Here is a 24,847-nt window from a genome sequence, read left to right as displayed (position 1 = left end):
TTAATTCTGACCGGCCTTGAGCTGGGCGAGCCGGGCTTCGATAGCCTGTTCACGATGCAGACGGTCAAGTTCGTCCAGTTCTGCGCTTGCACCCTGATCCTCAGACGGAACTCCTGTGAGGCGTGAGACGGCAGCGGCCGCGCGGGCTGCCCCGTCAGTCGGCCGGTTTCGGACGGCTGCAGTGTCGGAAGCCTCGTGCAGATGTTGAAGACTACGCTTCAAAGCGGTCAGCTTTTCTTCTGCCTCACGGCGTGTCGCCAGGATTGCCTGAAGCGCCTGCTGGCCCTCCTGCAGCTGTGTTCTGGCGGCCGATAGCGCATTGTCGAGTGCGGCAAGCTGGGCCTCCAGATCGATCTGTCTTGCGACGCCTGCCTTCGCAAGATCATCTCGATTGGCCGACATGGCTGTGCGGATCTTGTCATCTAGGGCGCGACGATCGGCTTCGATCTCGCTGCGTCGGGTCTGGATGCGATATTCTTCCGCCCGTGATTTGCCGAGGTCCACGCGGGCCTCGTCGGCAGCAGAATCGATGTCACGAAGCGCCTGTTCGATGACGGCGATCTTGTTTGCTCCTTCGGCCTTGTCGACGGCAGCATTCGCAAGTCCGGCGATAAGGCGGCCTACGCGCGACAATATCCCTTCACTTGTCATGATATTGATCTCCCTTCGGTTTGCATGCGGAGTGACGCCGATATCGATCTGATAGGCGCCGTTGCTGGCAACGAGCTGAGCCGCAAAGATGTTGATCGAACCGTTCGAATAGCCCGCCACGTCGTAAGGAACGATCATCCGGCCACGAACGGTCGCAAGTGACAGTGCTGCGGGTCCCTTTATTGAGAACAGTTTTTCATCCAGAGGCAGTCTTGCCGGTGATATCGGATGGCCGCGATTGGATGCGAAGTCGCGCAGACCGAGGGTGACCAGCCTGGCCGGCAGACCGGTTTTCTCCCGGATCGTCTCATAAGCAAGTTCGTGGAGCGTAACGAGATTAGCCCCGTTTTCTTCCGTCAGCATCTCGTCAAGCATAGTGAACATTGCCCCATAGGCGGCAAAGGTCTCGTCCAGGGCCTGTTTTGCTTCAGGATCAGGCGAAAGATCGTAGCGCAAAATCGATGTGTGAACTGTTTGAGCCATGATAAAAATATAAAGCACTGCTTTTGTGCTTTCAAGGCGTATTCTCAGTTTTTGGTTGAAATTTATCTCCTGAAATAATCCGGGGACGTGTATCTTTGATCGCGCTGATTTTCGCTCTGCGTTGTAAGACGTTTCCCACGGATGACAGTAAAGCGGGTGGTCGACCTCTGGCCATCAGGCATCGTGAGATAAGGGACGCTGACGATTCAGGTGCGAGTTGTCTTAGGCGTTTTGAGCATCGCTCCCAGGCGTGCGGCCTAGGCCCTTTCCGGCATGGGAGAACTGGAGCTCATTCATGCCTATAACAATCACTTCAGCCTGCTTCTGTGGCTGCTGACCGGCATCACGATCCTGACGGCAACCGTCATTTTCACATTCATGGGACGAGGCACCGGCGGGGCCGACGAGATGGCGGAAGAGTCTATCGCTGCCTGATATATTGGGGCGGATCGACGTTTCCGCCCTTTTAACTATAACTGCCGAAAACTACTCTCCGTGACGCAATTTATCCTGCAAAATTACATCCCCAGTAACGACTCCTAAAGTCCCGTTTGGCACTTTATTCCTATTGATATTGTTTTCGCGTATTTGCTCGCTGGGGTTTTCTAATGAGTCGTAATCGGGATGATTGGGTCAGCCAGCGGGCTTATGCCATCTGGGAAGAGGAAGGCCGACCGCATGATCGGGGCGAAAGCCATTGGGCGCAGGCGCTGAGGGAATTTGAGCAACTCGAAGCCACCAAGGCTTCTGCCGACGGAAGCGATCTCATTGAAAAGCTTAAGGCAGCCGGGCGCTTGATGCGTGCCCATGACGAAGCTGAGGTGCAGGAGAATCGGCACAGCCATCTCATGACAGCCGCTCGCTAGGCTAGGCTGAGATCGGCGTCGCAGAGGCGCTTTCACATACTGAATGTCAAAAGCCGTCGGCTTTTTCGTTGTCGGGCCGGCTTGTTCGCAAGCGTGATGTGAACGTTCCTCGGCTCTGTATATTTATCGAAGCCGCCCGGCCAAGAATCGCAGCTCATTCCGGTCCTACCCCTCACTACTGGCGAGCGGCCCAGCTGAGGCCGCGCCGGAGAATGAGGGGCATGTAGGGGTGGCTGAATTCGGCGGCGACGTGGCCCAGTGCGGAGTAGAAGACGCGGCCCTCACCGAAATGTCGCTTGAAGACGACGGGCATCGCGATATTGCGCGCGGCAGGATCGTACTGACCGGTGAAGGTCGTGGTGGCCAGGATTTCCACCGAGGGATCGTAGTGCAGATAATACTGCTCCGAGCGGTAGTCGAAGTCCGGAATGCCTTCCATTAACGGATCATCCTGCCGCGTAATGGCAACCTGGAAGTCAATGATATTGCCGGGATGGGCAACCCAGGTGACGCCGGAGACATAGCGGAAGGGTGCGCTTTCCTTGAAGGAAGTCGCAAGGCAGCCGTGATGGCCCCCGAGGCCGAGGCCGCCGCGAACAGCTTGGACCAGGGCATCTGCGTGCGGCTTTTCCAGCTTCTCGCCGGTAATGACCGGCACCAGAAGATCGGCTTTTGCGAGAAGCGGCGAGCCGAAGATGCCGAGGTCATTGGTGATTTCGACTGCAAATCCGTCCTCGCGCAACAATTCGCCAACGATATTTGCGCAGGGCTCCGGCTCGTGGCCCTGCCAGCCGCCCCAGACGATGATCGCCTTTTTCATGTTTTCTTCCTTAAATTCATGCAGCAGGCTTATCGACGATAAACATTATGGCGCTAAGGCTGACCGACCAGATGTCGACCGATCTCTTCGACCACGGAAGAGCCGAGATGTCGGCGCCCATTCCGACGGCCTTAGCGATATAACGAATGTCTTCAATGCAAAAGGCGTCGGTGTGGCCGGCAGGCCGATCGCGCTGCCCTGCGCATTCCGTGTGCAAGGCATCTCTAATCTTCTTCTTTTTGCAAATATGTAACCGAGATAACTTTTTACTGACGTGTAACTTGGCTAAGGTTCACACATCTGTGACTTGTAAAGGGATAGATGCATGGCAGGTGAAACGGTACTGGTCGTCGGCGGCGCTGGTTATATTGGCTCGCATACGTGTCTCGATCTGGCGAACAAGGGCTACAAGCCCGTGGTGTTCGACAATTTTTCCAACGGTCATCGTGAATTCGTCAAATGGGGACCAGCGGAAGAGGGTGACATTCGCGATCGCGCCCGTCTCGATGAGGTGCTGGCAAAGCACAAACCGTCGGCAATCCTGCATTTTGCGGCGCTGATCGAGGTCGGCGAATCGGTCAAGGATCCGGTCTCCTTCTACGAGAACAACGTCATCGGCACGCTGACGCTGCTGTCAGCGGCACAGGCGGCGGGTGTCAATGCCTTCGTCTTCTCCTCTACCTGCGCGACCTACGGTCTGCCGCAGAGCGTGCCGCTCGATGAGACGCACCGCCAAGTGCCGATCAATCCCTATGGTCGCACCAAATATATCGTCGAACAGGCGCTTGCCGATTACGACCAGTACAAGAGTCTTCGCTCCGTCGTGCTGCGCTATTTCAATGCCGCCGGCGCCGATTTCGAAGGCCGGATCGGCGAATGGCACCAGCCGGAAACGCATGCGATCCCGCTGGCGATCGACGCGGCCCTGGGTCGCCGCCAGGGCTTCAAGGTCTTCGGCAGCGACTATGAGACGCGCGACGGCACCTGTGTGCGCGACTATATCCACGTTCTCGATCTCGCCGATGCGCATGTGCGCGCCGTCGAATATCTGTTGAGAGGTGGCGAGTCCGTCGCACTCAACCTCGGCACCGGCACCGGGACGACGGTGAAGGAACTGCTCGGCGCCATCGAAGATGTCTCCAAGAAGCCGTTCCCGGTCGAATATATCGGCCGTCGCGAGGGCGATTCACATACGCTGGTCGCCAATAATGACAAGGCGCGGGACGTGCTGGGCTGGGTGCCGCAGTATGATCTCTCGCAGATCATTCAGTCGGCCTGGAACTGGCATGCGAGATCAAATCAGCACTGAACGCGGCTCAAAGCCCAACGTTCTCGTTATCACTGCGGATCAATGGCGCGGCGACTGCCTCTCGGCTGTGGGGCACGCCTGTGTCAGGACGCCAAATGTAGACGCTCTGGCGAAAGAAGGGACGCTTTTCCGGCGGCACTATGCTGGTGCAGCTCCCTGTTCGCCGGCGCGCGCCACGCTTTATACCGGCCTCTACCAGATGAACCATCGCGTCTGCCGGAACGGATCGCCGCTCGACCGGCGGTTCGATAATCTGGCGCTGGCGGCAAGGCGGGCGGGTTATGATCCGACGCTGTTCGGCTACACGGACACGGCGCCTGATCCCAGAGATATGGATGTCAATGATCCGCATCTGACCACCTATGAAGGCTTGCTGCCAGGTTTCACGGCTCGCCAGCTCCTGCCGGAACATGAAAGACAGTGGCTTTCCTGGTTGCGTTCACGCGGTCGCAAGGATGCCGTCAGCCGTGAGATCCACATTCCGGTCGGCGCTGCAGCAGGGGAAATCTCCGACGCGGCGCCTGCCTATTCGCGTGAAGAAACGCAGACCGCCTTCCTGACCGGCGAATTCATCCGTTGGATGGGGGAGCAGGATGCACCGTGGTTCGCGCATATTTCCTTTTTGCGGCCGCATCCGCCTTTCTCCGTGCCGGAGCCGTTCAATCGCATGTTCAATCCGGGCGAAGGCCCGGCTTTTGCGCGTGCAACCGACCGCGAGACGGAACAGCAGGGCCATCCCTATCTTGCCTATGCGATGCCGCGTGCCGGCAAGGGCAGTTTCATCCACGGGGCGGAAGGGCCGCTCAGCGACTGGAACGTTGCTGATTTCGATGCCATTCGGTCGATCTACTACGGGATGATCGCCGAAGTGGACGACCAGCTCGGGCGTATCTGGCAGGCGCTGAAGGATGCCGGCGAGTGGGACAACACGATCATCGTCTTCACCTCCGATCATGCAGAGATGGCGGGGGATCACTGGACGCTCGGCAAGGGCGGCTATTTCGACGGCAGCTACCATATTCCGCTCGTCATTCGCGATCCCGGCGCGGCCGCAGCCGGTGGTATCGTTGATCATTTCACCAGTGCTGCCGATGTGTTTCCGACGCTTTGTGAACGGCTCGGCATTGCGGCTGCCAATGGCATCGATGGGCGCTCGCTTGCGCCGTTCCTCGACGGTATCGAGGCGTCGGGCTGGCGGGATGCGGCTTTCTGGGAATTCGATTTCCGCGATATCGCCCATGGCGAGGCGGAACGGCATTTCGGCCTTCGGTCGAATGAACTGAACCTTGCCGTCATCCGCGACAACAGGTTCAAATATGTGCATTTCACCGCATTGCCGGCGCTGCTCTTCGATCTCTCGGAAGATCCGATGGAATTGCGCAACCTTGCCGACGATCCGGCCTATGCGTCGGTACGGCTCGGCTATGCCGAACGGCTGCTGTCGCTCCGGGCACGGCACCTCGATCAGACACTTGCCTATACCGAACTGACGGAAAAAGGGCCGGTGTCGCGCCGGCCCTGATTAGCACTACTTTGGCAGAATTGAATTTGAGGTCATTTGGAACCTGATACGGCAGTGAGGACATCGTTGTGGTGGACGGTGATTTGAGAGCGCGGCTATGACCGCGCGCCGGATGGCTGGCAGTGTCGGCTTAGGCGGGCCGTGCCTATTCCTTTTTTTCCCGCTTTGCCTTGTTGAGGCGCTGATGTTGAAGAAAGGCATAGGCAATCATCGTCATCAACGCGTGTCGGTGTAGACCCTGCCATGATCGGCCTTCAAAGTGATCGAGGCCGAGCTCTTCCTTCATCTGCTGATGGGCCTGCTCGCAGACCCATCGCGCTTTGATGGCCGCCGCGAGAGCTTTCAGGGTCGCCTCGGCCGGTAGATTGGAGAGATAATACTTGCGCTCGTCGTTTGAGCGCCATTCACCAACGAGCCACGCCTCTTCGCCCGGCATATGCTGCTGTCCCTTGTCGAGGATGCGTTGCGGGTTGCCATCAGCAATCCGAATGCGCAGGGCAGCGAAGCGTGCGGTCAGTCGACCTTTTGTGCCGTGACGCCAACTGACTTTCTTCCAGGTGTTTCCTTCCAAGATCGTTTCGGCTGCGGTCGACAGCGTATCGGGGATCGAATGCTTGCGTGGCCGTCCATGGCCGGCGACAGGAAAGACCAATGCGACATCATGAGGATAAACCTTCTGATGCTTGGGAATACCGACAGCCCAGGTGAGATTGCGTGCACTGAGCCCCTGGCGAAACGCAGCCGACAGACCATAGCCGGCATCCGCAAGCACGGTGCCAAACCGCACGCCTGCGGCAATCAGCCGATCGATCTCGTCGAGCGCGATCTCCGGTTTGGTGCGGGGTAGACGCATCTCCTCGGGAACACCAGCCTTCGCCATCCGATCCTGATCACTGGTCCAACTGTCGGGCAGGAACAACCGCAGGCCAACGGGAACAGGAACCTCGTCGCGAGCCAGCGTCAACGACACCAGCGTCTGGCAATTGGCGCGCTTGCCGAGCATCGACGCATACTGCGGCGCGACCCCAACAGAATGGTCGCCCTTCTTCGGCAGACCTGTGTCGTCGATCACCAGAAAAGCATCTGAAGCCCCGACAAGCTTGTCGGCCTGCACCGCCAGTTCCGCCTCAAGGGGACCGGCATCCCAAATCCCATCCGAGATGAAATGATGCAGGCGGTCGTAGCGATCAGGTGCCAGGCGCTCCGCCATGGGCTCGATACTCTTGCGATCGCCAGGTCCGATGAGGCCCGAAATATACACCGGGCACATCTGTCGCCGCTTCTTGTGACCAAGCTTCTCAACGAACGGCTTCAGCCAATCTGCCAGTGCAACATCCAGCTCTGCCATCCTTCGCACCCCTGTGAAAGTGCCCAAGATAGCCCATCATCGTAAATGGCCAGTTAATCTGCCAAAGTAGTGCTAGAGCGCCGTGCGTCCATTCGGACGCACAAAGGATACTCTAACTCTTTAAAGCTACCCATCAGACTTTCCGAAAATCGGTTCCGATTTTCGGGCCGATGCTCTCGGCATCAGAAGTTTCCGAGGAAATCCCGCTTCCCGACCGGCGCACCCTGGTTGCGCAGGATTGCGTGTGCCGTCGTCACGTGGAAATAGAAATTCGGTAGCGCGAAGAGGGTGACATATTCGAGGCCCGGCACGATCAGACCGTTGCGGCCCGGCACCGTGATATCCTTGACGTCGCTTCCTTCCAGAGCCTCCGAAGAGAAGCCGGCGAGATAGGCTTCGGTCTTCGCAATACGCTCGCGCAGTTCGGCGATCGTCGTTTCACTATCCTCGAATTTCGGCGCATCGGTTGCCGTCAGGCGGGCGAGCGTAAATTTCGCGCTGTCGCTGGCGCGCTGGTACTGACCGGAAAGTGGCAGCATGTCCGGTGCCAGACGCGCGTTTACGAGAATGGTCGGATCGATCTTCTTTTCCTCGGCATAGGCTTCCGCCTTGTCGAGATAAGTTTTCAGGCTGGCAATGCCGCGCTGAAACATGGGTACGGTAAGGCGATACATCGAAATGGACATCTGTCCTGTCTCCAAAATTTTCAAAAAACAGCCGGTCTGCGCAGGCTGTTGGGGCCTCGACTAAATGGGGACCTCTACGGCATTCACAATAAGTGCCTGTGACGGTTCTTTGCCGATCATGGCCGGATTGCAACAGGCTGATCACCCACCATTCAGCGCAGCAGCGGGCCTCGCGCCTCCGACGCCTATTACCAGGAAATCGTCAAGGGCGTCATCATCATCGCGGCCGTCGTCATCGACGTCCATAGGCAGAAGAAACGAACCAAGTACTGAACCGGAAAAAGGGCGTTCGGCCCCTTCATTGTTTTATGGGGAATGGCTGCGATCACGACGAGGCTCCAGGCTTATGATGCCTTCAGATGGTGCGTGAGTTTCTGACGATCACCCAAAATCATCTCGGAAGGAATATCGGCGAGGTAGAAGAGAGCGATTTCCAGTCCCTCTGCGATGGCGTCATCTGTTGGTCCCGGCAGCTCTTCCTCACGCATCCGTGCCTCGAAGACGGCGAGCAGAAAATCGAAGCTTTCGCCTTGTGGTGAAATAAACTTCTTTCGTTCGACTTCGATCAGATCTACCAGATCCAAAGACACGCCGATCTCTTCTATTATCTCCCAGCGAAATGCGGCGGAGAAATCCTCGCCTTCTTCGACCGTTCCGCCCGGCAGAGACCAGCCGGTATGCATGCCGCTTCTCTTCGCCAGGACGATTTGGCCTCTGGCATTATGGATGATACCGATCGCTCCACCCAATGCCCGGCGTGAATAGTGCTATGTTTCTGTGCCTCAAAATCGGCTTCCGGCAAGGGCTGGTCGACAGCGGTCAGCCTGGCATCCGGGTATTGTCGAACAAGCGTCTGGAAAATTTCCTCAGTCATGGGATTCTTTCAGATCATTGGCAGAAAAGACATTCCGCGGTGATTGAGCCTGCGGACCGCATCCAAGGTATTTCCGACGCCGCCTTTTTGCATCGCTAAATTGTACGGTTTCCCCATTGCTCATTTGTAAAAAAGAGGTGGCGCTTTCTGTCAGCTTTTCTATTCTTGCCGCTTCGATCCGCCCGTTCGGGCAGCGCAGGAAAGCAGATGCAACTCGTATTCGACGGCCATAACGACGTTCTCCTTCGACTCTGGACCCATGCGAAAGACGGTAGCGATCCGGTTGCGGAATTCGCTGATGGCACGACCGCGGGGCATATAGATGCTCCCCGGGCGAGGGCTGGCGGCCTGGCTGGCGGCCTCTGCGCCATCTATATTCCGTCGGGCGATCTGGTCTTTGCCGATCCCGATGCGAACGGTCACTACGCGACGCCGCTTGCCGCCCCTCTCGATCCGCTGCCGTCGCTCGCGATCGCCTCGGAAATGGCGGCGATCGCGCTCAGGCTCGACCGTGCCGGCACCTGGCGGCTCTGCCGCTCGGTCAAGGATATCCGCAAGGCGATGGCATCAGGCATTTTCGCCGCCGTCATGCATATCGAAGGCTGCGAGGCGATCGCCGCCGATCTCGCCGCGCTCGAAGTCTTCCATGCCGCTGGCCTGCGTTCGCTGGGGCCGGTCTGGAGCCGCCACAACATTTTCGGCCATGGCGTGCCCTTCGCTTTCCCCAGTTCGCCGGATACGGCGCCGGGCCTGACGGAAGCCGGCTTCGCGCTGGTGCGCGAGTGCAACCGTCTCGGCATCATGATCGATCTCGCCCATATCACCGAAAAGGGTTTCTGGGATGTGGCGGAAACGAGCGACCAGCCGCTCGTCGCCAGCCATTCCAACGTCCATGCGCTGACGCCGGTCGCCCGCAACCTCACCGACAGGCAGCTCGACGCGATCCGTGAGCGGCGCGGCCTCGTTGGCGTGAACTATGCCACGGCCATGCTGCGGCCGGATGGCCGCTCTGAGGCAGACACGCCGCTCTCCGACATGATCCGCCATATCGATTACCTCGTGAACCGCGTCGGAATCGATTGCGTGGCACTCGGTTCGGACTTCGATGGTGCTACCATTCCGGAAGAAATCGGCGATGCCGCCGGCAACCAGAGGCTGATTGCCGCTCTCCGGCAAGCTGGCTATGGTGCGGAAGAATTGACAAAAATGGCCAGCGAAAACTGGCTTCGCATTCTGGCTTCAGCGTGGAGGGAAGAGGACGTCTGAAACCAAATAATACTTAGTAATCAATCAAAACAGGGGAACAAACCACGATGATTACCAAACTCAACCGCAGCTTCCGCCTTCTTTCCGCGGGAGCGGCCCTTTCGCTCCTGATGGTAGCTGCGCCTGCTGCTTTCGCAGAGACGCCGAAGGATACGCTCGTTGAAGGTTTTGCCATCGACGACATCATCACAATGGATCCGGGCGAGGCTTTCGAGCTTTCGACGGCAGAAGTCACCAGCAATACCTACAGCCTGCTCGTTCGCCTCGACATGAACGACACGTCAAAGATCAAGGGCGATCTCGCCGACAGCTGGACCGTTTCCGATGACGGCCTGACCTATACATTCAAGCTGAAGCCGGATCTGAAGTTCGCCTCCGGCAACCCGATCACTGCCGAGGACGTGGCCTGGTCCTTCGAGCGCGCCGTCAAGCTCGACAAGAGCCCGGCCTTCATTCTCACCCAGTTCGGCCTGACCGGCGACAACGTCACCGAAAAGGCAAAGGCTGTCGATCCGACCACTTTCACCTTCACCGTCGATAAGCCTTATGCGCCGAGCTTCGTGCTGAACTGCCTGACGGCAACCGTCGCTTCCGTCGTCGACAAGAAGCTGGTCATGGATCATGTGAAGTCCGTCACCGTCGATGCCGACCACAAGTATGACAACGATTTCGGCAATGAGTGGCTGAAGACGAATTATGCCGGTTCCGGTGCCTATAAGCTGCGCGAATGGCGCGCCAACGAAGTCGTCGTCATGGAACGCAACGACAACTATTACGGCGAGAAGGCAAAGCTTAATCGCGTCATCTACCGCTACATGAAGGAAAGCTCGGCTCAGCGCCTGGCGCTCGAGGCCGGCGATATCGATATCGCCCGCAACCTGGAGCCGGGTGATCTCGATGCCGTTTCCAAAAATGCGGATCTGGCGACCACCAATGCGCCGAAGAGCACGGTCTATTACGTCAGCCTCAACAGCAAGAACGAGAATCTGAAGAAGCCTGAAGTCCAGGAGGCCTTCAAGTATCTGGTCGATTACGACGCGATCGGCGCGACCCTCATCAAGGGCATCGGCGAGATCCACCAGACCTTCCTGCCGACCGGTCAGCTCGGTGCGCTGAACGAGAACCCCTACAAGCTCGACGTCGCCAAGGCGAAGGAACTGCTCGCCAAGGCAGGCCTGCCGGATGGCTTCTCAGTCACCATGGATGTGCGTAACACGCAGCCCGTCACCGGCATTGCCGAATCCATGCAGCAGACGCTCGCCCAGGCCGGCGTGAAGATGGAAATCATTCCCGGCGACGGCAAGCAGACCCTGACCAAGTACCGCGCCCGTACGCACGACATGTATATCGGCCAATGGGGCTCGGACTATTTCGACCCGAACTCCAACGCCGATACCTTCACCTCCAACCCTGATAATTCCGACGCCGGTACGGTGAAGACGCTCGCGTGGCGCAATACCTGGGAAGCGCCCGAACTCGACAAGGAGACGAAGGCTGCTTTGCTCGAACGGGACGCTGCCAAGCGCGCCGCCATGTACGAGGATGTCCAGAAGAAGTTCCTCGCCAACAGCCCGTTCGTCATCATTTTCCAGCAGATCGAAGTGGCCGGCTATCGCAAGAACCTCAAGGACTTCAAACTGGGGCCGAGCTTCGACACGAACTATGTAGGCCCGATCGCGAAGTGATGAGCCGGCTAGGCTGATCCAGTGAGCATCGTCGAAACAAGACAGGAGGTGCGGCCCCGTAAGGGCCGTGCACTCTCCTTTGCGAAGGCGTTGGGGCGTTTCCTCTTCGCTGCCGCCACCACCTATCTCGGTCTTCTGGCCGTCACCTTCTTCATTGGCCGCGTCGTGCCGATCGATCCCGTGCTCGCCATTCTCGGCGACCGCGCACCGACCCATGTCGTGGAGCGCGTGCGCCGCGAGATGGGCTTCGACCTGCCGCTCTACGAACAGTTCTATATTTACCTGAAAGGCATCCTTTCCGGCGATTTCGGCGCTTCGGTCCTGACGACCAATCCGGTCATGGTCGATATTCGCCGCGTCTTTCCGGCGACGCTGGAGCTTGCGACCGTCGGCACGATCATCGGTTCCGTCATCGGCGTGCCGCTCGGCGTGCTGGCCGCTGTGCGGCGTGGCAGCATTGCCGACCAGGTCGTCCGCGTCATCGGCCTTGTCGGTTATTCGGTGCCGATCTTCTGGTTGGCATTGATCTCGCTCGTCATTTTCTATGCGCAACTGCGCTGGGTGGCTTTCCCCGGTCGCATCGATATCGTCTACGAATACAGCTTCACGCCGGTCACCGGTTTCTATCTTTTCGACAGTGCGTGGCAGGGGCAGTGGGATGTCTTTTATGATGTCTTCCGCCACATCATCCTGCCGGCCTCGCTGCTCGGTTATTTTTCGCTCGCCTATATCAGCCGCATGACCCGCAGCTTCATGCTGAACGAGCTGTCACAGGAATATGTCGTGGCAGCCCGCGCCAAGGGCCTGTCGGAAACGCGGGTGATCTGGGGCCATGCGCTCAGAAATGCGGCGGTGCCGCTGGTGACCGTCATCGCGCTCTCCTATGCCGGCCTGCTCGAAGGCTCGGTGCTGACGGAGACGGTCTTTTCCTGGCCCGGCATCGGCCTCTATATCACCAATTCGCTGCAGAGTGCCGATATGAACGCCGTGCTCGGCGGCACGATCATCATCGGCACGGTCTTTGTCGGCATCAATCTCATTTCCGATCTTCTGTATCGGATACTCGACCCGAGGACGCGCAACCGATGACGGTTCCTTCCACGCCGATCAGCCGCCGCGAGTGGCTGCTGTCCGACCGGCCTCAGTCGCGCATGCAGGCCCGGCTCGGCCGCGCCTATGTCACGTGGCGGCAGTTTACCGCGAACAGGCTCGCAGTCGTCGGCCTCATCATCATCGTGGCGCTGCTGCTGATTGCGGCCTTTGCCAATGTCATCGCCACGCACAATCCCGTTGTCGGCGATCTCAAGAATGCGCGTTTACTGCCGCCCGGCAGCGCCGGCTATCTGCTCGGCACCGATGATCAGGGCCGCGATATCTTCTCGCGCCTTGTCTACGGTTCGCGGCTGACGCTACTCGTTGTCGTGCTGGTCGCCATCATCTCGGCACCGGTCGGCCTCATTGTCGGTACGGTGTCGGGTTATGCCGGCGGATGGGTGGATGCGACGCTGATGCGCATCACCGATATCTTCCTGGCCTTTCCGAAGCTGGTTCTGGCGCTCGCCTTCGTCGCAGCGCTTGGACCGGGCATCCAGAACGCTATCATCGCCATTGCCATCACGTCCTGGCCGCCCTATGCGCGCATCGCCCGCGCCGAGACGCTGACGGTTCGCCGTTCCGATTACATATCGGCGGTTAAACTGATGGGCGCCTCGCCGTTGCGGATCATCGTGCGGCACGTCATGCCGCTCTGCATGTCCTCGCTGATCGTTCGTGTGACGCTCGACATGGCGGGCATCATCCTGACCGCTGCCGGCCTTGGTTTCCTCGGTCTCGGTGCTCAGCCGCCACTGCCGGAATGGGGGGCGATGATCGCTTCCGGCCGCCGTTTCATCCTCGATCAATGGTGGGTCGCGGCCATGCCTGGCATCGCCATCCTCGTCGTCAGCCTCGGCTTCAACCTTCTGGGTGATGGCCTGCGCGATGCGCTCGATCCGAAGGAGGCCGGCCAATGAGTTCGCTTCTGACTGTGAAAAACCTGCGCGTCAGCTATCCGACCCGCACCGGTTTGATCGAAGCCGTACGCGGCGTTTCGTTCACGCTCGGCAAGGAGCGGCTCGGTATCGTCGGCGAATCCGGCTCCGGCAAATCGCAGACCGGCCGCGCCATCATGGGCCTGACGCCAAAGCATGGCATCGTTACCGCCGACACCTTGGATTTCAGTGGCATCGATCTTCTGAAGGCATCGGCTGCCGAACGGCGCAGGCTGCGCGGCAAGCGCATCGCCATGATCCTCCAGGATCCGAAATATTCGCTCGATCCGGTCATGACCATCGGCAAGCAGATCTGCGAAACGCTGCGCACACATGAGAAGGTTGGCAAAGGCGAGGCGCGCGACCGTGCGCTTTCCATGCTGGAAGCAGTGCAGATCCGTGACCCCCATCGCGTCTTCGATCTCTATCCGCATGAGGTTTCGGGCGGCATGGGCCAGCGCGCGATGATCGCCATGATGCTGATCGCCGGGCCGGAATTGCTGATTGCCGACGAGCCTACCTCGGCTCTCGACGTTACGGTCCAGCTCGATGTGCTCAGGATCATGGACCGGCTGGTGTCTGAACGCGGCATGGGGTTGATCTTCATCTCCCACGATCTGAGGCTGGTCTCCTCCTTCTGCGACCGTGTCATCGTCATGTATGCCGGCCGGATCGTCGAAGAGATCGCCGCATCCGAGCTTCGCAACGCGAAGCATCCCTATACGCAGGGGCTGCTCAACTGCATGCCGCAGATCGGTGAAAACAGGCATCCGCTGCCCGTCCTTGACCGCAAACCGGAGTGGGCTGCATGAGTACAGCGCTATCTGCAGACCATCTCGGTGTCGTCTACGACCATTTTTATGCGCTGAAGGATGTGAGTGTCTCCATCGAAAGCGGCGAATCTTTCGGGCTCGTCGGCGAGTCCGGCTCGGGCAAGTCGACGTTGCTGCGTGCCGTTGCCGGGCTTGCACCCGTCAGCGAGGGTATCGTCCACGTTCACGGCGAGGTTCTGAAGGGTGCAAGGCGCAGCAGGAGCTTTTACCGAAGCGTCCAGATGGTGTTTCAAGACCCCTACGGCTCGCTGCATCCTCGCCAAACCGTCGACCGGCTGCTTCTCGAACCGCTGGCGATCCATGGCATAGGTGACAGCGAGAAGCGCATTGCCCGCGCGCTCGACGAGGTCGGGCTCGGCAATGGCTTCCGCTTCCGCTATCCGCATCAGCTTTCCGGCGGCCAGCGGCAGCGTGTGGCGATTGCCCGCGCACTGATCGTCGAACCGTCGATCCTGCTGCTCGACGAGCCGACATCGGCGCTTGATGCCTCCGTGCAGGCCGAAGTTCTCAACCTTCTCGAACAGATCCGCCGCGACAGGAACCTGACCTTCGTCATGGTCAGCCATGATCTCGGCGTCATCACCCATATGTGCGGGAGGCTTGCCGTGATGCGTGGCGGTGCCGTCGTTGAACGGCTGACATCGGCTGAACTTGCCGCCGGCAGCGTTCACGAAGAGTACACGCGAAATTTGATGATCGCGAGCAAGGGTTTCGTGAAGGCTTGAAAGCCAATGTTTTCAGACCTTTGAAAAATCTCGCACCGTGTCGGCGTTAAGGATAATGGTTACCTAAAACACGACCATTCGACTAGACTATTGACAGCTGCCTTAGTTCTGTCATGATCGCGTTAACGACCGTTAGCTTTCGTGATCGATGGAGGTTGAGGCATGTTCTTTCTCGGTGGGATGACCATGGGTTACCTCGATCCACCTGTTAAGGCCGAGCGGAGGGAAACCGCCTCCGTTACTATCCCGGCGGAAAAGGATCGCCGGTTGATCGAAACACCCCCCAACGCACCCCAGGGCGACAACGCTGCAGAGCGTTCCTGGATTTGGGCATGGCGCACGCTCTGCTGAGCTGAAGCCTGGGTGGATTTTCTCTTTCGTCTGCTCTGGACGGAAATTTATCTCTACCTACCTTATAGAGAATGTAAGAAAATAAATGTGAGCTGGTAGTCCGGCCGCAAAAACAAACACACGGAGGCGACACATGGCAAATCTGGGTATTTCGCATACTCATGTGAACCAGTACGGATCCGTATCGGCCAAGAAGCCGGTCACCACGCGGCACAAGATTCAGACCGCGATCCATGCAACGATTTTCACGGCGGCATTCCTTTTCGTCGTCGCAATGGTTTTCGGCGTCGTCGGCTGATACCGACGCGTCCAAGGCGCTGGCTGACCGCGCCGTCTGATCGAATATTTGCCTATCCGGAACAATTGGGATGCGCTGGCATTCTCCTGGCACTTCGGTGTTGTTTAGGGAGAATAGTTGTGAAAGGCATCCAGCTGTGGCTGATCGGCATCCCGATCCCATCCTCATCCTGTTTTACCTATCCCACCCAATTTAGCCCATTCCGGAAAGTAGGCGTGAGGCGCTGACAGTGCCGGGAACGTCGTGCAGGCGCACGGATGTTGTCCATGCGCTTTTTTCACGTCGGCGGAAGGGCAGCGAGAAAAAGGTCCTTTGACTTGAATTATCGCAAGAATGTCCAACTTTTCCGGGTGGCTGCGCAGGGAGGGCATAAGTCGGCCATGACCATTGGCAAAGTTACGTCCGAAGCCGGTCTGTCCGTTGCTGCAAAGCGCGCCGAGCGTCCGTTTTTCCTGCTTTTCCCGACTTCGAAGATGACCGGCCCGTTCATGCGAGAGTCATCGTGAGCAATGCAGAACCAAGCCGAAACCATAACGCCGTTTGGATCCAGGGCCGAACCCATGGCTATTTCAAGTCCATCTCCGGACCCGCCGCACGAGCCTGAGAACAGGCAGATCGACCACAGCGATTCGATCCGCTCGACCTATCTGTCCAACGAGGACATCAGGGCCATGGGCGAAAGTGTCGCTTGCGGCACGGTGAGCGAGTTGCCAGCCTTCGCGGCGTTCGATTTTTTTGCGCGCCACAAGGAAAACGAGAAGGAAATCCTGCGCGTTTACCAAACGACTGCGAGCGATGCCGACGCCGGGGAGGCGATCACGCCGGCCGCCGAATGGTTGCTGGACAATCACTACCTCGTCGAGGAGGCAATTCAGGAAGTCCGCCGCGACTTCCCGCGCCGGTTCTATCAACAGCTGCCGCTCATGAAAGTCGGCGGCGTCGAAATCCCGCGCACGCTCGTACTGGCCTGGCTCTATGTCGCCCATACCCACAGCACCATCTCGCAGGAAAGCCTGGGGGCGCTCGTCGATGGCTTCCAGCAGCATGAGACACTGAGAATTGGCGAGCTCTGGGCGCTGCCGTCCCTGGTGCGGTACGTGCTGGTCGAAAACCTCCGCCGTATTTCGAGCCGAGTCGAGCGCAGCCGCGGCATGCGCCGCCGCGCCAATGAGGCCGCCGACGTACTGGTTCGCTTGGCCGACACCGCAAAGGCTGCCGCCTATCTGAGGACGCTGGAGGAACTTGCCGAGGACAACACTTTCTCGACGCAGTTCCTCTACCGCATGCGTGATGGTTCGCAGACTTCGAGCCTGGCGATCTCCTGGTTGGACCAGCGGCTGGAGCGGCTCGGGCGTGACAGCGAAGAAGTGACGATGGCGGAGCATAGCCGCCTCTCTGCCGGCAATGTCACAACTGGCAATATCATCCGCAGCCTGCGCGAGATCAACGATACGGAGTGGTCGGTCTGGATCGAGCAGGTCAGCCATGTCGACAGGTTGCTCTGGGACCAGTCCGACTACGGTGATCTCGATCCCGGTTCGCGCAACAGCTATCGCAGGCAGATCGAAAAGCTTGCCAGGCGCTCACCGCTGAGCGAGGTGCAAATCGCCCAGCTCGCCGTCGACATGGTGGCTGAGGTCAGGCATTCCGACGAGGCGCAGCCACACGAGCCTGATATCGGCGGCTTCATTACAGGCGCTCAACGCCTGAAGTTCGAAGCGCGCGCGGATTACCGTCCAACGCTGGCGCAGCACGTCTTCCGCGCCGTACGCAAATTCAATTGGATGGCGATCGCCATTCCGGTCGTGCTGATCACGATCATCGCCATGGCCGTTGTCGGCGGGTTCATGGCCAATGCCGGCATGGCGTCGATCGAAATCGCCCTGCTGCTCATCCTATTTTCGCTGCCGGCGTCGGAAGGTGCAAGCGGCTTCTTCAATACCGTGCTGTCCTTCTTCGTCACGCCGGCGCGGCTCGTCGGTTACGAGTTCAAGCGGGGCATCCCGGAGGATGCACGCACGCTCGTCGTCGTGCCTTGTCTGATTTCCAATCGTGACAGCGTTGACGAGATGGTGCGCAATCTCGAGGTTCATTATCTCGCCAATCCGCGCGGCGAAATCCATTTTGCATTGCTCAGCGACTGGCCAGACAGCGATGTGGAGGAAAGCTCCGACGATCTGGAAGTGCTGGAATATGCACGCCGTGAGATTGCCAACCTCTCAGCTCGTTATGCCTATGACGGCTGGACGCGCTTCCATCTCCTACATCGCCGCCGCCTTTACAATCCGTCCGAGGGTGTATGGATGGGGTGGGAGCGCAAGCGCGGCAAGTTGCACGAGCTGAACCTGCTGCTGCGCGGCGACCGCGACACGACCTACCTGCCAGGCGCCAATACCGTGCCTGCCGATATCAAGTACGTCATGACGCTCGATGCCGATACCCGCCTTATGCGTGATACCGTCACCAAGCTCGTCGGCAAGCTTCATCACCCGATCAACCGGCCGGTCATCAACTCGGAAACTGGTCGGGTCGAAGTCGGTTATGGCATTCTGCAGCCGCGCGTGACGCCGTCGCTGACGACCGGCAAGGATGCGTCGGTCTTCCAGCGCGTCTTTTCGATCAACCGCGGTCTCGACCCCTATGTCTTCACGGTTTCGGATGTCTATCAGGATCTTGCCGGCGAGGGCACGTTCACCGGCAAGGGCCTCTATCATGTCGATGCTTTCGAGGCTTCGCTGAAAGGCCGCATCGCCGAGAATTCAGTGCTCAGCCACGACCTTCTCGAGGGGTCGATGGCGCGCTGCGCGCTCGTCACCGATCTCGAACTCGTCGAAGATTTTCCGGTCCGCTATGAGGTCGAGGCCTCGCGGCAGCATCGCTGGGCTCGCGGCGACTGGCAACTCCTGCCCTACATGTTCAACCCGAAATACGGCGTCACCGCGCTCGGCCGCTGGAAGATGTTCGATAATTTGCGCCGATCCCTGACACCGATCGCGTGGTTCTTCGCCTCCGTGCTCGGCTGGTATCTGATGGAGCCGTTCGGCGCGCTGATCTGGCAGATCCTGCTGATCTCCTGTCTGTTCGTGGCGCCCACCCTGTCGCTCATCAGCGGCATCATTCCGCGCAGCAGCGATATCGTCGCCAGCGCTCATCTCCATACCGTCTGGTCGGATATCACGGCTGCCAATGCTCAGGTGGCGCTGCGCATCATTTTCATCGCCGACTCTGTCTGCATGATGGCGGATGCAATCAGCCGTTCGCTATACCGCCTGTTCGTCAGCCACAGGCTGATGCTCCAGTGGCGTACCGCGGCCAGCGTCCAGGCCGGCAAGCAGGGCACCATTCTTTCCTATTACGAAGCGATGTGGCATGCGCCGGTCCTCGCGGTCCTGGCGATAGGTTTCGCGGCGCTGTCAGGCGACGACGCCTTCCTCGTCGGTATTCCCTTCGCGCTCCTCTGGATCCTGTCACCAGCCGTCGCCTGGTATGTAAGCCAGTCGGCCGAGACGGAAGATCGTCTCCATGTGCCGGATGACGTCTCCGACGAGTTACGAAAGGTCGCGCGTCGCACCTGGCGATACTTCGAAACCTTCACGACGGAGGAGCAGAACTATCTGCCGCCCGACAACGTGCAGGAAACGCCGCATGTCATCGTGGCGACGCGCACTTCGCCCACAAATATCGGCGTCTATCTCCTGTCCGTGATTTCCGGCCGTCATTTCGGCTGGTTCTCCTTCGAGGAGACGATCGAGCGCCTGGAGCAGACGATCGCCACGGTCGACCGCATGGAAAAGTTCCGTGGCCATCTCTTCAACTGGTATCACACCGATACGCTGCAGACGCTGGGACCTCGCTATGTTTCGGCGGTCGACAGCGGTAATCTCGCCGGTCACCTGATTGCCATTTCCTCAGCCTGCCGCGACTGGGCGGAGGCGCCCTCGGCACATGTCCAAGGCAATCTCGACGGCGTCGGTGATACGGCCGGCATTCTCGGTGAAGTGTTGGACGACCTGCCTGACGACCGCAAGACCGTGCGGCCGCTGCGCCGCCGTCTGGAAGAGCGCATCGCCGGCTTCCAGAACGCGCTTGCCGCGGTCAAGCGCGAGCACGAGTTTGCCTCGATCCGTGTCATCAACCTCGCGGTCCTGGCGCGCGACATTCAGAATCTCGCCGGAAACCTGCATCATGAGGTGAAGTCGAAGCAGACGGAAGAGGTCACGTTGTGGGCGGCGTCGCTCGTCAAGGTCTGCGAGGCACATATCTCCGATAGTACCTTCGACCTTTCCAATATCGATGCCTTGCGTCCGCGCCTCGTCGCACTTCGCGACAAGGCGCGCGATCTCGCCTTTTCGATGGATTTCAGCTTCCTGTTCCGTTCGGAGCGTCGCCTGCTGTCGATCGGCTACCGTGTTGAAAGCGGCGAACTGGATGCTGCCTGCTACGACCTTCTCGCGTCCGAATGCCGCCTGACCTCACTCTTCGGCATCGCCAAGGGTGACCTGCCGACAGAGCATTGGTACAAGCTTGGCCGCCAGGTCGTGCCGGTCGGTTCGCGTGGCGCGCTGGTTTCCTGGTCCGGTTCGATGTTCGAATATCTGATGGCCCCACTCGTCATGCAGGAGCGCGGCGGAGGAATTCTCAACCAGACCAACAATCTCGTCATCGTCGAGCAGATGAACCATGCCCGCAAGCTCGGTACCCCATGGGGCATCTCGGAATCGGCTTTCAATGCCCGCGACCATAACCTCAACTATCAATACACGAACTTCGGTGTGCCGACGCTCGGCCTGAAGCGCGGTCTCGGCCACAATGCCGTCATCGCGCCCTATGCCTCGCTGCTCGCCAGCCAGTATTATCCGGCGGCGGCGCTCGAAAACCTGCAGAGGCTTCGCAAGCTCGGCGCTCTCGGCAAGTTCGGTTTTCATGATGCCGTCGATTTCACGCCGACACGAGTGCCTGAGGGCAAGAAATGTGTGGTGGTCTATAACTACTATGCGCACCATCACGGCATGTCGATTGCGGCTGTCGCCAACGTCGCCTTCGACGGCCATCTGCGAGAGCTCTTCCACTCGGATCCGGTCATCGAAGCGGCCGAACTGCTGCTGCAGGAAAAGGCGCCGCGCGACATCCCGATCATAAGCGGCAAGGACGAATCCGTTACCCCCGCCGCCATCCAGGACGAACTCATGCGTCCGGTCATCCGCAAGGTTGCCGATCCAGCATCGCGCGACCGCGAGCTCGTCTTCCTGTCGAACGGCCATTATTCCCTAATGCTGACGGCGACGGGCGCGGGTCATGCCCGCTGGAACGGTCTTTCCGTCTCCCGCTGGAAACCCGATCCGACCGAGGATCGCTGGGGCAATTTCATCTTCCTGCGCGACATGGCGACCAATGAGTGGTGGTCGGCGACGGCGGAACCGAAGAGCGTTGAAGGCGAAACGGTCAGGGTGGAATTTGCTGATGAGAAGGCCGTCTTCAGCAAGGTGCTTGGCGAGATCACGAGCGAGGTCGAATGCATCGTCGCCACCGAACATGATGCGGAAGCCCGCCGCCTGACGCTGTTCAATATGGGCGCGGAAGACCGCCTCATCGAAGTGACTTCCTATCTCGAACCGGTGATCGCATCGGACGACATGGACAATGCACATCCGGCTTTCGCCCGAATGTTCGTGAGGACGGAGATCGACAAGCGCGGCGACGTTATCCGCGCCTGGCGCAACAAGCGCGACCCGAACGAAGCGAATATGAGCATCGCACATCTGATCGTCGACAACGCCGGCGATGCGCGCCACACCGAATTCGAAACCGAGCGGCGCAAGTTCCTCGGCCGCGGGCGCAGCCTGGCGAACGCTGCCGCGTTCGATCCGGGTGCGGCGCTTTCAGGCACTGACGGTTTCACGCTGGATCCCGTCCTGTCGCTGCGTCGTACGGTCCGCGTTCCGGCCGGAAAGAAGGTCAGCGTGATCTTCTGGACAATCGCGGCGCCCGATCGTGTCGAGGTGGACAAGGCCGTCGATCGCTATCGCCATCCGGATGCTTTCAACCACGAACTCGTTCAAGCCTGGACGCGCACACAGGCGCAGATGCGCCATGTCGGCGTCAGCTCGCAGCAGGCGGCGGCCTTCCAGCATCTCGGTCGTTATCTTGTCTATCCGGACATGCAGCTTCGCGGCGATCACACGGTCGTCCGGACCGGCATGCAGTCGCAGTCGGCGCTCTGGCCGTTGGCAATTTCGGGCGATTTCCCGATCTTCATGCTACGCATCGATGACGACATGGATCTCGAGATTGCCCGCGAGGCGTTGCTGGCGCAGGAATATCTGCGCTCGCGCGGCGTGACCGCCGATCTCGTCATCATGAACGAACGCGCCTCTTCCTATGTGCAGGATATGCAGCATGCGCTCGACGCGATGTGCGAAAACGTGCGCCGCATGGGCCAGGCCGACGGTCTGCGCCAGCACATCTTCGCGGTCCGCAGGGACCTGATGGAAGAGAGCACCTATCAGGCACTGATTGCTGCCTCGCGTGTGACGCTGCATGCCAGGAACGGCAAGGTGGTCGATCAGATCAACCGAGCCCTCATGCTGTTTGCGCTCGGCAAGGAAGAGCTTGAGGAGACAGAAAAGACCGAGCGCGCGGGGATGCCGGTCAAGCGCATACCGCCCCAGCCGGCCCCGGCTATCAAGACCGTCTCCATTGCGGAGGAAGGGGATCTCGACTTCTGGAACGGAATCGGTGGCTTTGCCCGCGACGGCCGTGAATATGTCATACGCCTGCCAGGTGGGCGGGCGACGCCGCAGCCATGGATCAACGTCATCTCGAGCGACCAGTTCGGCTTCCATGTGTCGGCGGAAGGTGCCGGTTTCACCTGGAGCGTCAATTCGCGCGATTATCAGCTCACCTCCTGGTCGAACGATGCAGTCATCAACCGTTCCGGCGAAGCACTCTACATAGTGGATCTTGAAAGCGGGGTGGTCATGACGCCCTTTGCAGCGCTTTCCCGTCGCAACGACATTCGCTTCGAGGCGCGGCATGGTCTCGGCTATTCCACTTTCTCCAGCATGCAGCATGAAATTGCGCTGGAAGTGACGCAGACGGTGTGTCGCGAGAAGCCGGTGAAGCTGCAGCGCCTGCGGCTGCGCAACACAGGCTCGGAAAGCCGCAAGCTTCGGCTCTACGCTTATGTCGAATGGGTCCTTGGGAATAATGCGCAGAAGACCGCCTCCTTCATCCTGTCGAAACGCGACGAGGAGACAGGGGCGCTGTTTGCTACGAACCCCTACAGCATCGATTATTCAGGCCGTACCGCCTTCTTCGCCGCGAGCGAGAAGGTTTCGAGTTTCTCAGCAAGTCGTCGTGAGTTTCTTGGCAAAACCGGGACGATTGAGGCGCCTTTCGCCGTGACTGCAGCGGCGGCTCTCTCCGGCTCCACGGACCTGGACGGCGATCCAGCAGCGATCCTTGCAATCGATATCGAGCTCGGCGCCGACGAAGAGCGCGACGTCACCTTCTTCCTGGGGGATGCGCCCACGGAAGAGGCCGCGCGCGCGCTGCTTGCCGATGTTCGAAAGCGCTCGTTCGATGAGGCGGTGCAGGCGAACGAGGGCTTCTGGCAGGAATTCACTGGCAAGCTGCAGATCTCGACGCCGGATCAGGGCATGAACAATCTCGTCAATGCCTGGCTGCCCTATCAAAGCCTCGGCTGCCGCATCATGGCCCGCACCGCCTTCTATCAGGCGAGTGGTGCCTTCGGCTTCCGCGACCAATTGCAGGATACGCTCGCCTTTGTGCTGCAGGAACCTGTGCTTGCGCGGCGCCAGATCGTCAACGCCGCCTCGCGTCAGTTCCGCGAAGGCGACGTGCAGCACTGGTGGCTGCCGGGAACGGGCGCCGGCGTGCGCACCATGATTTCCGACGACGTTGTATGGCTCGCTTATGCGATCGATCACTATTGCAGCGTCAGTGGCGACAGGAGCGTGCTTGACGAGCAGCTTCCCTTCCTTGAAGGCCCGGCGCTGCTGGAAGGTCAGCACGACTCCTTCTCCACGCCGGAGAAGTCCGAGGATACCGCGAGCGTCTACGAACATGCGGCCCTAGCGCTCGATCTCGCCGTTGCCCGCAAGGGCACGAACGGCCTGCCGCTCTTCCTCGGCGGCGACTGGAATGACGGCATGAACCGAGTCGGCATCGGCGGCCAGGGCACGAGTGTCTGGCTCGGCTGGTTCCTTGCCGGCACACTGCGCTCTTTCGTCCCATATGCCGAAGAACGAGGCGACAGGGTCCGTGCCGAACGCTGGAGGACCCGCCTCACCGAACTCAAGAGGGCGCTCGAAAGCGCTGGGTGGGATGGCGGTTATTATCGTCGCGGCACATTCGACGACGGCACGCCGCTCGGATCGAAGGAAAACCTGGAATGCCAGATCGATTCAATCGCCCAGTCCTGGAGTGTGCTTTCGGGCGAAGGCGATTCAGAGCGGGCCGCCAAAGCGATGGATGCGGTGCTCGCCCAGTTGGTGGATGAGGAGGCGCGGGTCATCCGCCTATTCACGCCGCCTTTTGAGAAGTCGTCAAAGGATCCAGGCTATATCAAGGCCTATCCGCCCGGCGTTCGCGAGAACGGTGGCCAATACACACATGCCTCGACTTGGGTGGTCATGGCACTGGCAAAGTTGAAACGGGGGGACGACGCGCTGCGTTGCTTCCAGATCCTCAATCCGATCACCCATTCGCTTGATAAGGCGGCGGCCGAACGGTACCGCGTCGAGCCCTACGTCGTAGCGGCCGATGTCTACGGGGACGATCCCTATATCGGGCGTGGCGGCTGGACCTGGTACACGGGTTCGGCCGGCTGGCTCTACCGCGCGGCGGTAGAAGGCATCCTCGGTATCCGGCTAAAGGGTGGACAACTTTTTGTGAACCCGTCGTTGCCTTCCAATTGGGACGGGTTTACGGCAGAGATCAAGCGCGGCGGAAGCAAATACCGCATTTCGGTCTCAAAAGCGTCCAATGCTGAAGGCTACACTCTGTCCATAAACGGCAGCGAAGTCGCCAATCCCCACGAGGGATATCCGGTCGGATCCCAGCAATCTCCAAGCTGATT

18 protein-coding genes and 1 pseudogene are annotated in these 24,847 nt (G+C 59.5%); 14 read left to right on the top strand and 5 right to left on the bottom strand.

The annotated features are described in order from the left end of the window. Positions 1 to 1,134 (bottom strand): PspA/IM30 family protein, encoded by a 1,134-nt coding sequence (locus KQ933_RS19240; protein ID WP_216756339.1) that lies wholly within the window; start codon positions 1,132 to 1,134, stop codon positions 1 to 3. Between the two features lie 273 nt (positions 1,135 to 1,407). Between KQ933_RS19240 and KQ933_RS19235 the strand changes: the two genes are divergently transcribed. Together KQ933_RS19235 and KQ933_RS19230 are read left to right on the top strand one after the other, a co-directional pair. Next, positions 1,408 to 1,569: a hypothetical protein gene (locus KQ933_RS19235; RefSeq protein WP_216756338.1), complete on the top strand. Its 162-nt coding sequence runs from the start codon at positions 1,408 to 1,410 to the stop codon at positions 1,567 to 1,569. A gap of 173 nt (positions 1,570 to 1,742) precedes the next feature. Next, positions 1,743 to 2,000 carry a DUF2934 domain-containing protein gene (locus KQ933_RS19230; protein WP_216756337.1) on the top strand — a complete coding sequence of 86 codons (258 nt, stop codon included), beginning with the start codon at positions 1,743 to 1,745 and terminating at the stop codon, positions 1,998 to 2,000. Positions 2,001 to 2,175: 175 nt separating this feature from the next. Here the strand turns inward: KQ933_RS19230 and KQ933_RS19225 are convergent, their stop codons facing one another. Beyond that, positions 2,176 to 2,820, bottom strand: a complete 645-nt coding sequence (locus KQ933_RS19225; RefSeq protein ID WP_216756336.1) for a ThuA domain-containing protein — start codon at positions 2,818 to 2,820, stop codon at positions 2,176 to 2,178. A 325-nt stretch (positions 2,821 to 3,145) separates the two neighbouring features. Between KQ933_RS19225 and galE the strand changes: the two genes are divergently transcribed. Next, entirely contained in the window at positions 3,146 to 4,129 is a 984-nt protein-coding gene (gene galE / locus KQ933_RS19220) for a UDP-glucose 4-epimerase GalE (RefSeq protein WP_216756335.1), read from the top strand. Further along, positions 4,107 to 5,651 carry an alkaline phosphatase family protein gene (locus KQ933_RS19215; protein WP_216756334.1) on the top strand — a complete coding sequence of 515 codons (1,545 nt, stop codon included), beginning with the start codon at positions 4,107 to 4,109 and terminating at the stop codon, positions 5,649 to 5,651. The genes galE and KQ933_RS19215 overlap by 23 nt, the downstream gene beginning before the upstream one ends. A 151-nt stretch (positions 5,652 to 5,802) precedes the next feature. On the opposite strand, the pseudogene KQ933_RS19210 reads toward KQ933_RS19215, so the two are convergent. The 3 genes and pseudogenes from KQ933_RS19210 to KQ933_RS19200 form a co-directional block, all read right to left on the bottom strand. Next, positions 5,803 to 6,999: pseudogene (locus KQ933_RS19210) on the bottom strand (IS701 family transposase); the annotation flags it as partial. 182 nt (positions 7,000 to 7,181) lie between these two features. Beyond that, the gene (locus tag KQ933_RS19205; RefSeq protein ID WP_216756332.1) at positions 7,182 to 7,685 is read right to left on the bottom strand and encodes a DUF1993 family protein; all 504 of its coding nucleotides are present in this window, start codon (positions 7,683 to 7,685) and stop codon (positions 7,182 to 7,184) included. Positions 7,686 to 8,029: 344 nt separating this feature from the next. Further along, entirely contained in the window at positions 8,030 to 8,368 is a 339-nt protein-coding gene (locus KQ933_RS19200; RefSeq protein WP_253958258.1) for an NUDIX hydrolase, read from the bottom strand. Between the two features lie 86 nt (positions 8,369 to 8,454). Here KQ933_RS19200 and KQ933_RS19195 point away from each other — a divergent pair, with 86 nt between their 5' ends. From KQ933_RS19195 to KQ933_RS19150, 10 genes are all read left to right on the top strand, one after another. Further along, positions 8,455 to 8,658 carry a hypothetical protein gene (locus tag KQ933_RS19195; protein WP_216756330.1) on the top strand — a complete coding sequence of 68 codons (204 nt, stop codon included), beginning with the start codon at positions 8,455 to 8,457 and terminating at the stop codon, positions 8,656 to 8,658. A 108-nt stretch (positions 8,659 to 8,766) separates the two neighbouring features. Next, positions 8,767 to 9,825: a dipeptidase gene (locus KQ933_RS19190; RefSeq protein WP_216756329.1), complete on the top strand. Its 1,059-nt coding sequence runs from the start codon at positions 8,767 to 8,769 to the stop codon at positions 9,823 to 9,825. Positions 9,826 to 9,872: 47 nt separating this feature from the next. After that, on the top strand, positions 9,873 to 11,510 hold the full coding sequence (locus tag KQ933_RS19185; protein WP_216756328.1) for an ABC transporter substrate-binding protein: 1,638 nt from the start codon (positions 9,873 to 9,875) through the stop codon (positions 11,508 to 11,510). Positions 11,511 to 11,531: 21 nt separating this feature from the next. Then, entirely contained in the window at positions 11,532 to 12,599 is a 1,068-nt protein-coding gene (locus KQ933_RS19180; RefSeq protein ID WP_216756327.1) for an ABC transporter permease, read from the top strand. Next, the gene (locus KQ933_RS19175; protein ID WP_216756326.1) at positions 12,596 to 13,522 is read left to right on the top strand and encodes an ABC transporter permease; all 927 of its coding nucleotides are present in this window, start codon (positions 12,596 to 12,598) and stop codon (positions 13,520 to 13,522) included. The genes KQ933_RS19180 and KQ933_RS19175 overlap by 4 nt, the downstream gene beginning before the upstream one ends. Further along, on the top strand, positions 13,519 to 14,352 hold the full coding sequence (locus KQ933_RS19170; protein ID WP_216756325.1) for an ABC transporter ATP-binding protein: 834 nt from the start codon (positions 13,519 to 13,521) through the stop codon (positions 14,350 to 14,352). Before KQ933_RS19175 ends, KQ933_RS19170 begins: the two co-directional genes overlap by 4 nt. After that, a complete protein-coding gene (locus KQ933_RS19165; RefSeq protein WP_216756324.1) occupies positions 14,349 to 15,098 on the top strand; it encodes an ABC transporter ATP-binding protein in 750 nt (249 codons plus the stop codon). The genes KQ933_RS19170 and KQ933_RS19165 overlap by 4 nt, the downstream gene beginning before the upstream one ends. A gap of 162 nt (positions 15,099 to 15,260) precedes the next feature. Beyond that, positions 15,261 to 15,449 (top strand): hypothetical protein, encoded by a 189-nt coding sequence (locus KQ933_RS19160; protein ID WP_216756323.1) that lies wholly within the window; start codon positions 15,261 to 15,263, stop codon positions 15,447 to 15,449. 133 nt (positions 15,450 to 15,582) lie between these two features. Next, positions 15,583 to 15,747, top strand: coding sequence for a hypothetical protein (locus KQ933_RS19155; protein ID WP_183734514.1), 165 nt, complete (start codon positions 15,583 to 15,585; stop codon positions 15,745 to 15,747). Between the two features lie 560 nt (positions 15,748 to 16,307). After that, positions 16,308 to 24,845, top strand: a complete 8,538-nt coding sequence (locus KQ933_RS19150) for a glucoamylase family protein (protein ID WP_216756322.1) — start codon at positions 16,308 to 16,310, stop codon at positions 24,843 to 24,845. Positions 24,846 to 24,847 lie beyond the last annotated feature (2 nt).

It is taken from the genome of Rhizobium sp. WYJ-E13, from assembly GCF_018987265.1.
GTDB lineage: Bacteria > Pseudomonadota > Alphaproteobacteria > Rhizobiales > Rhizobiaceae > Rhizobium.
The sequence above is the reverse complement of the archived record's forward strand: the minus strand, read 5'-3'. Positions and strand labels throughout refer to the sequence as shown.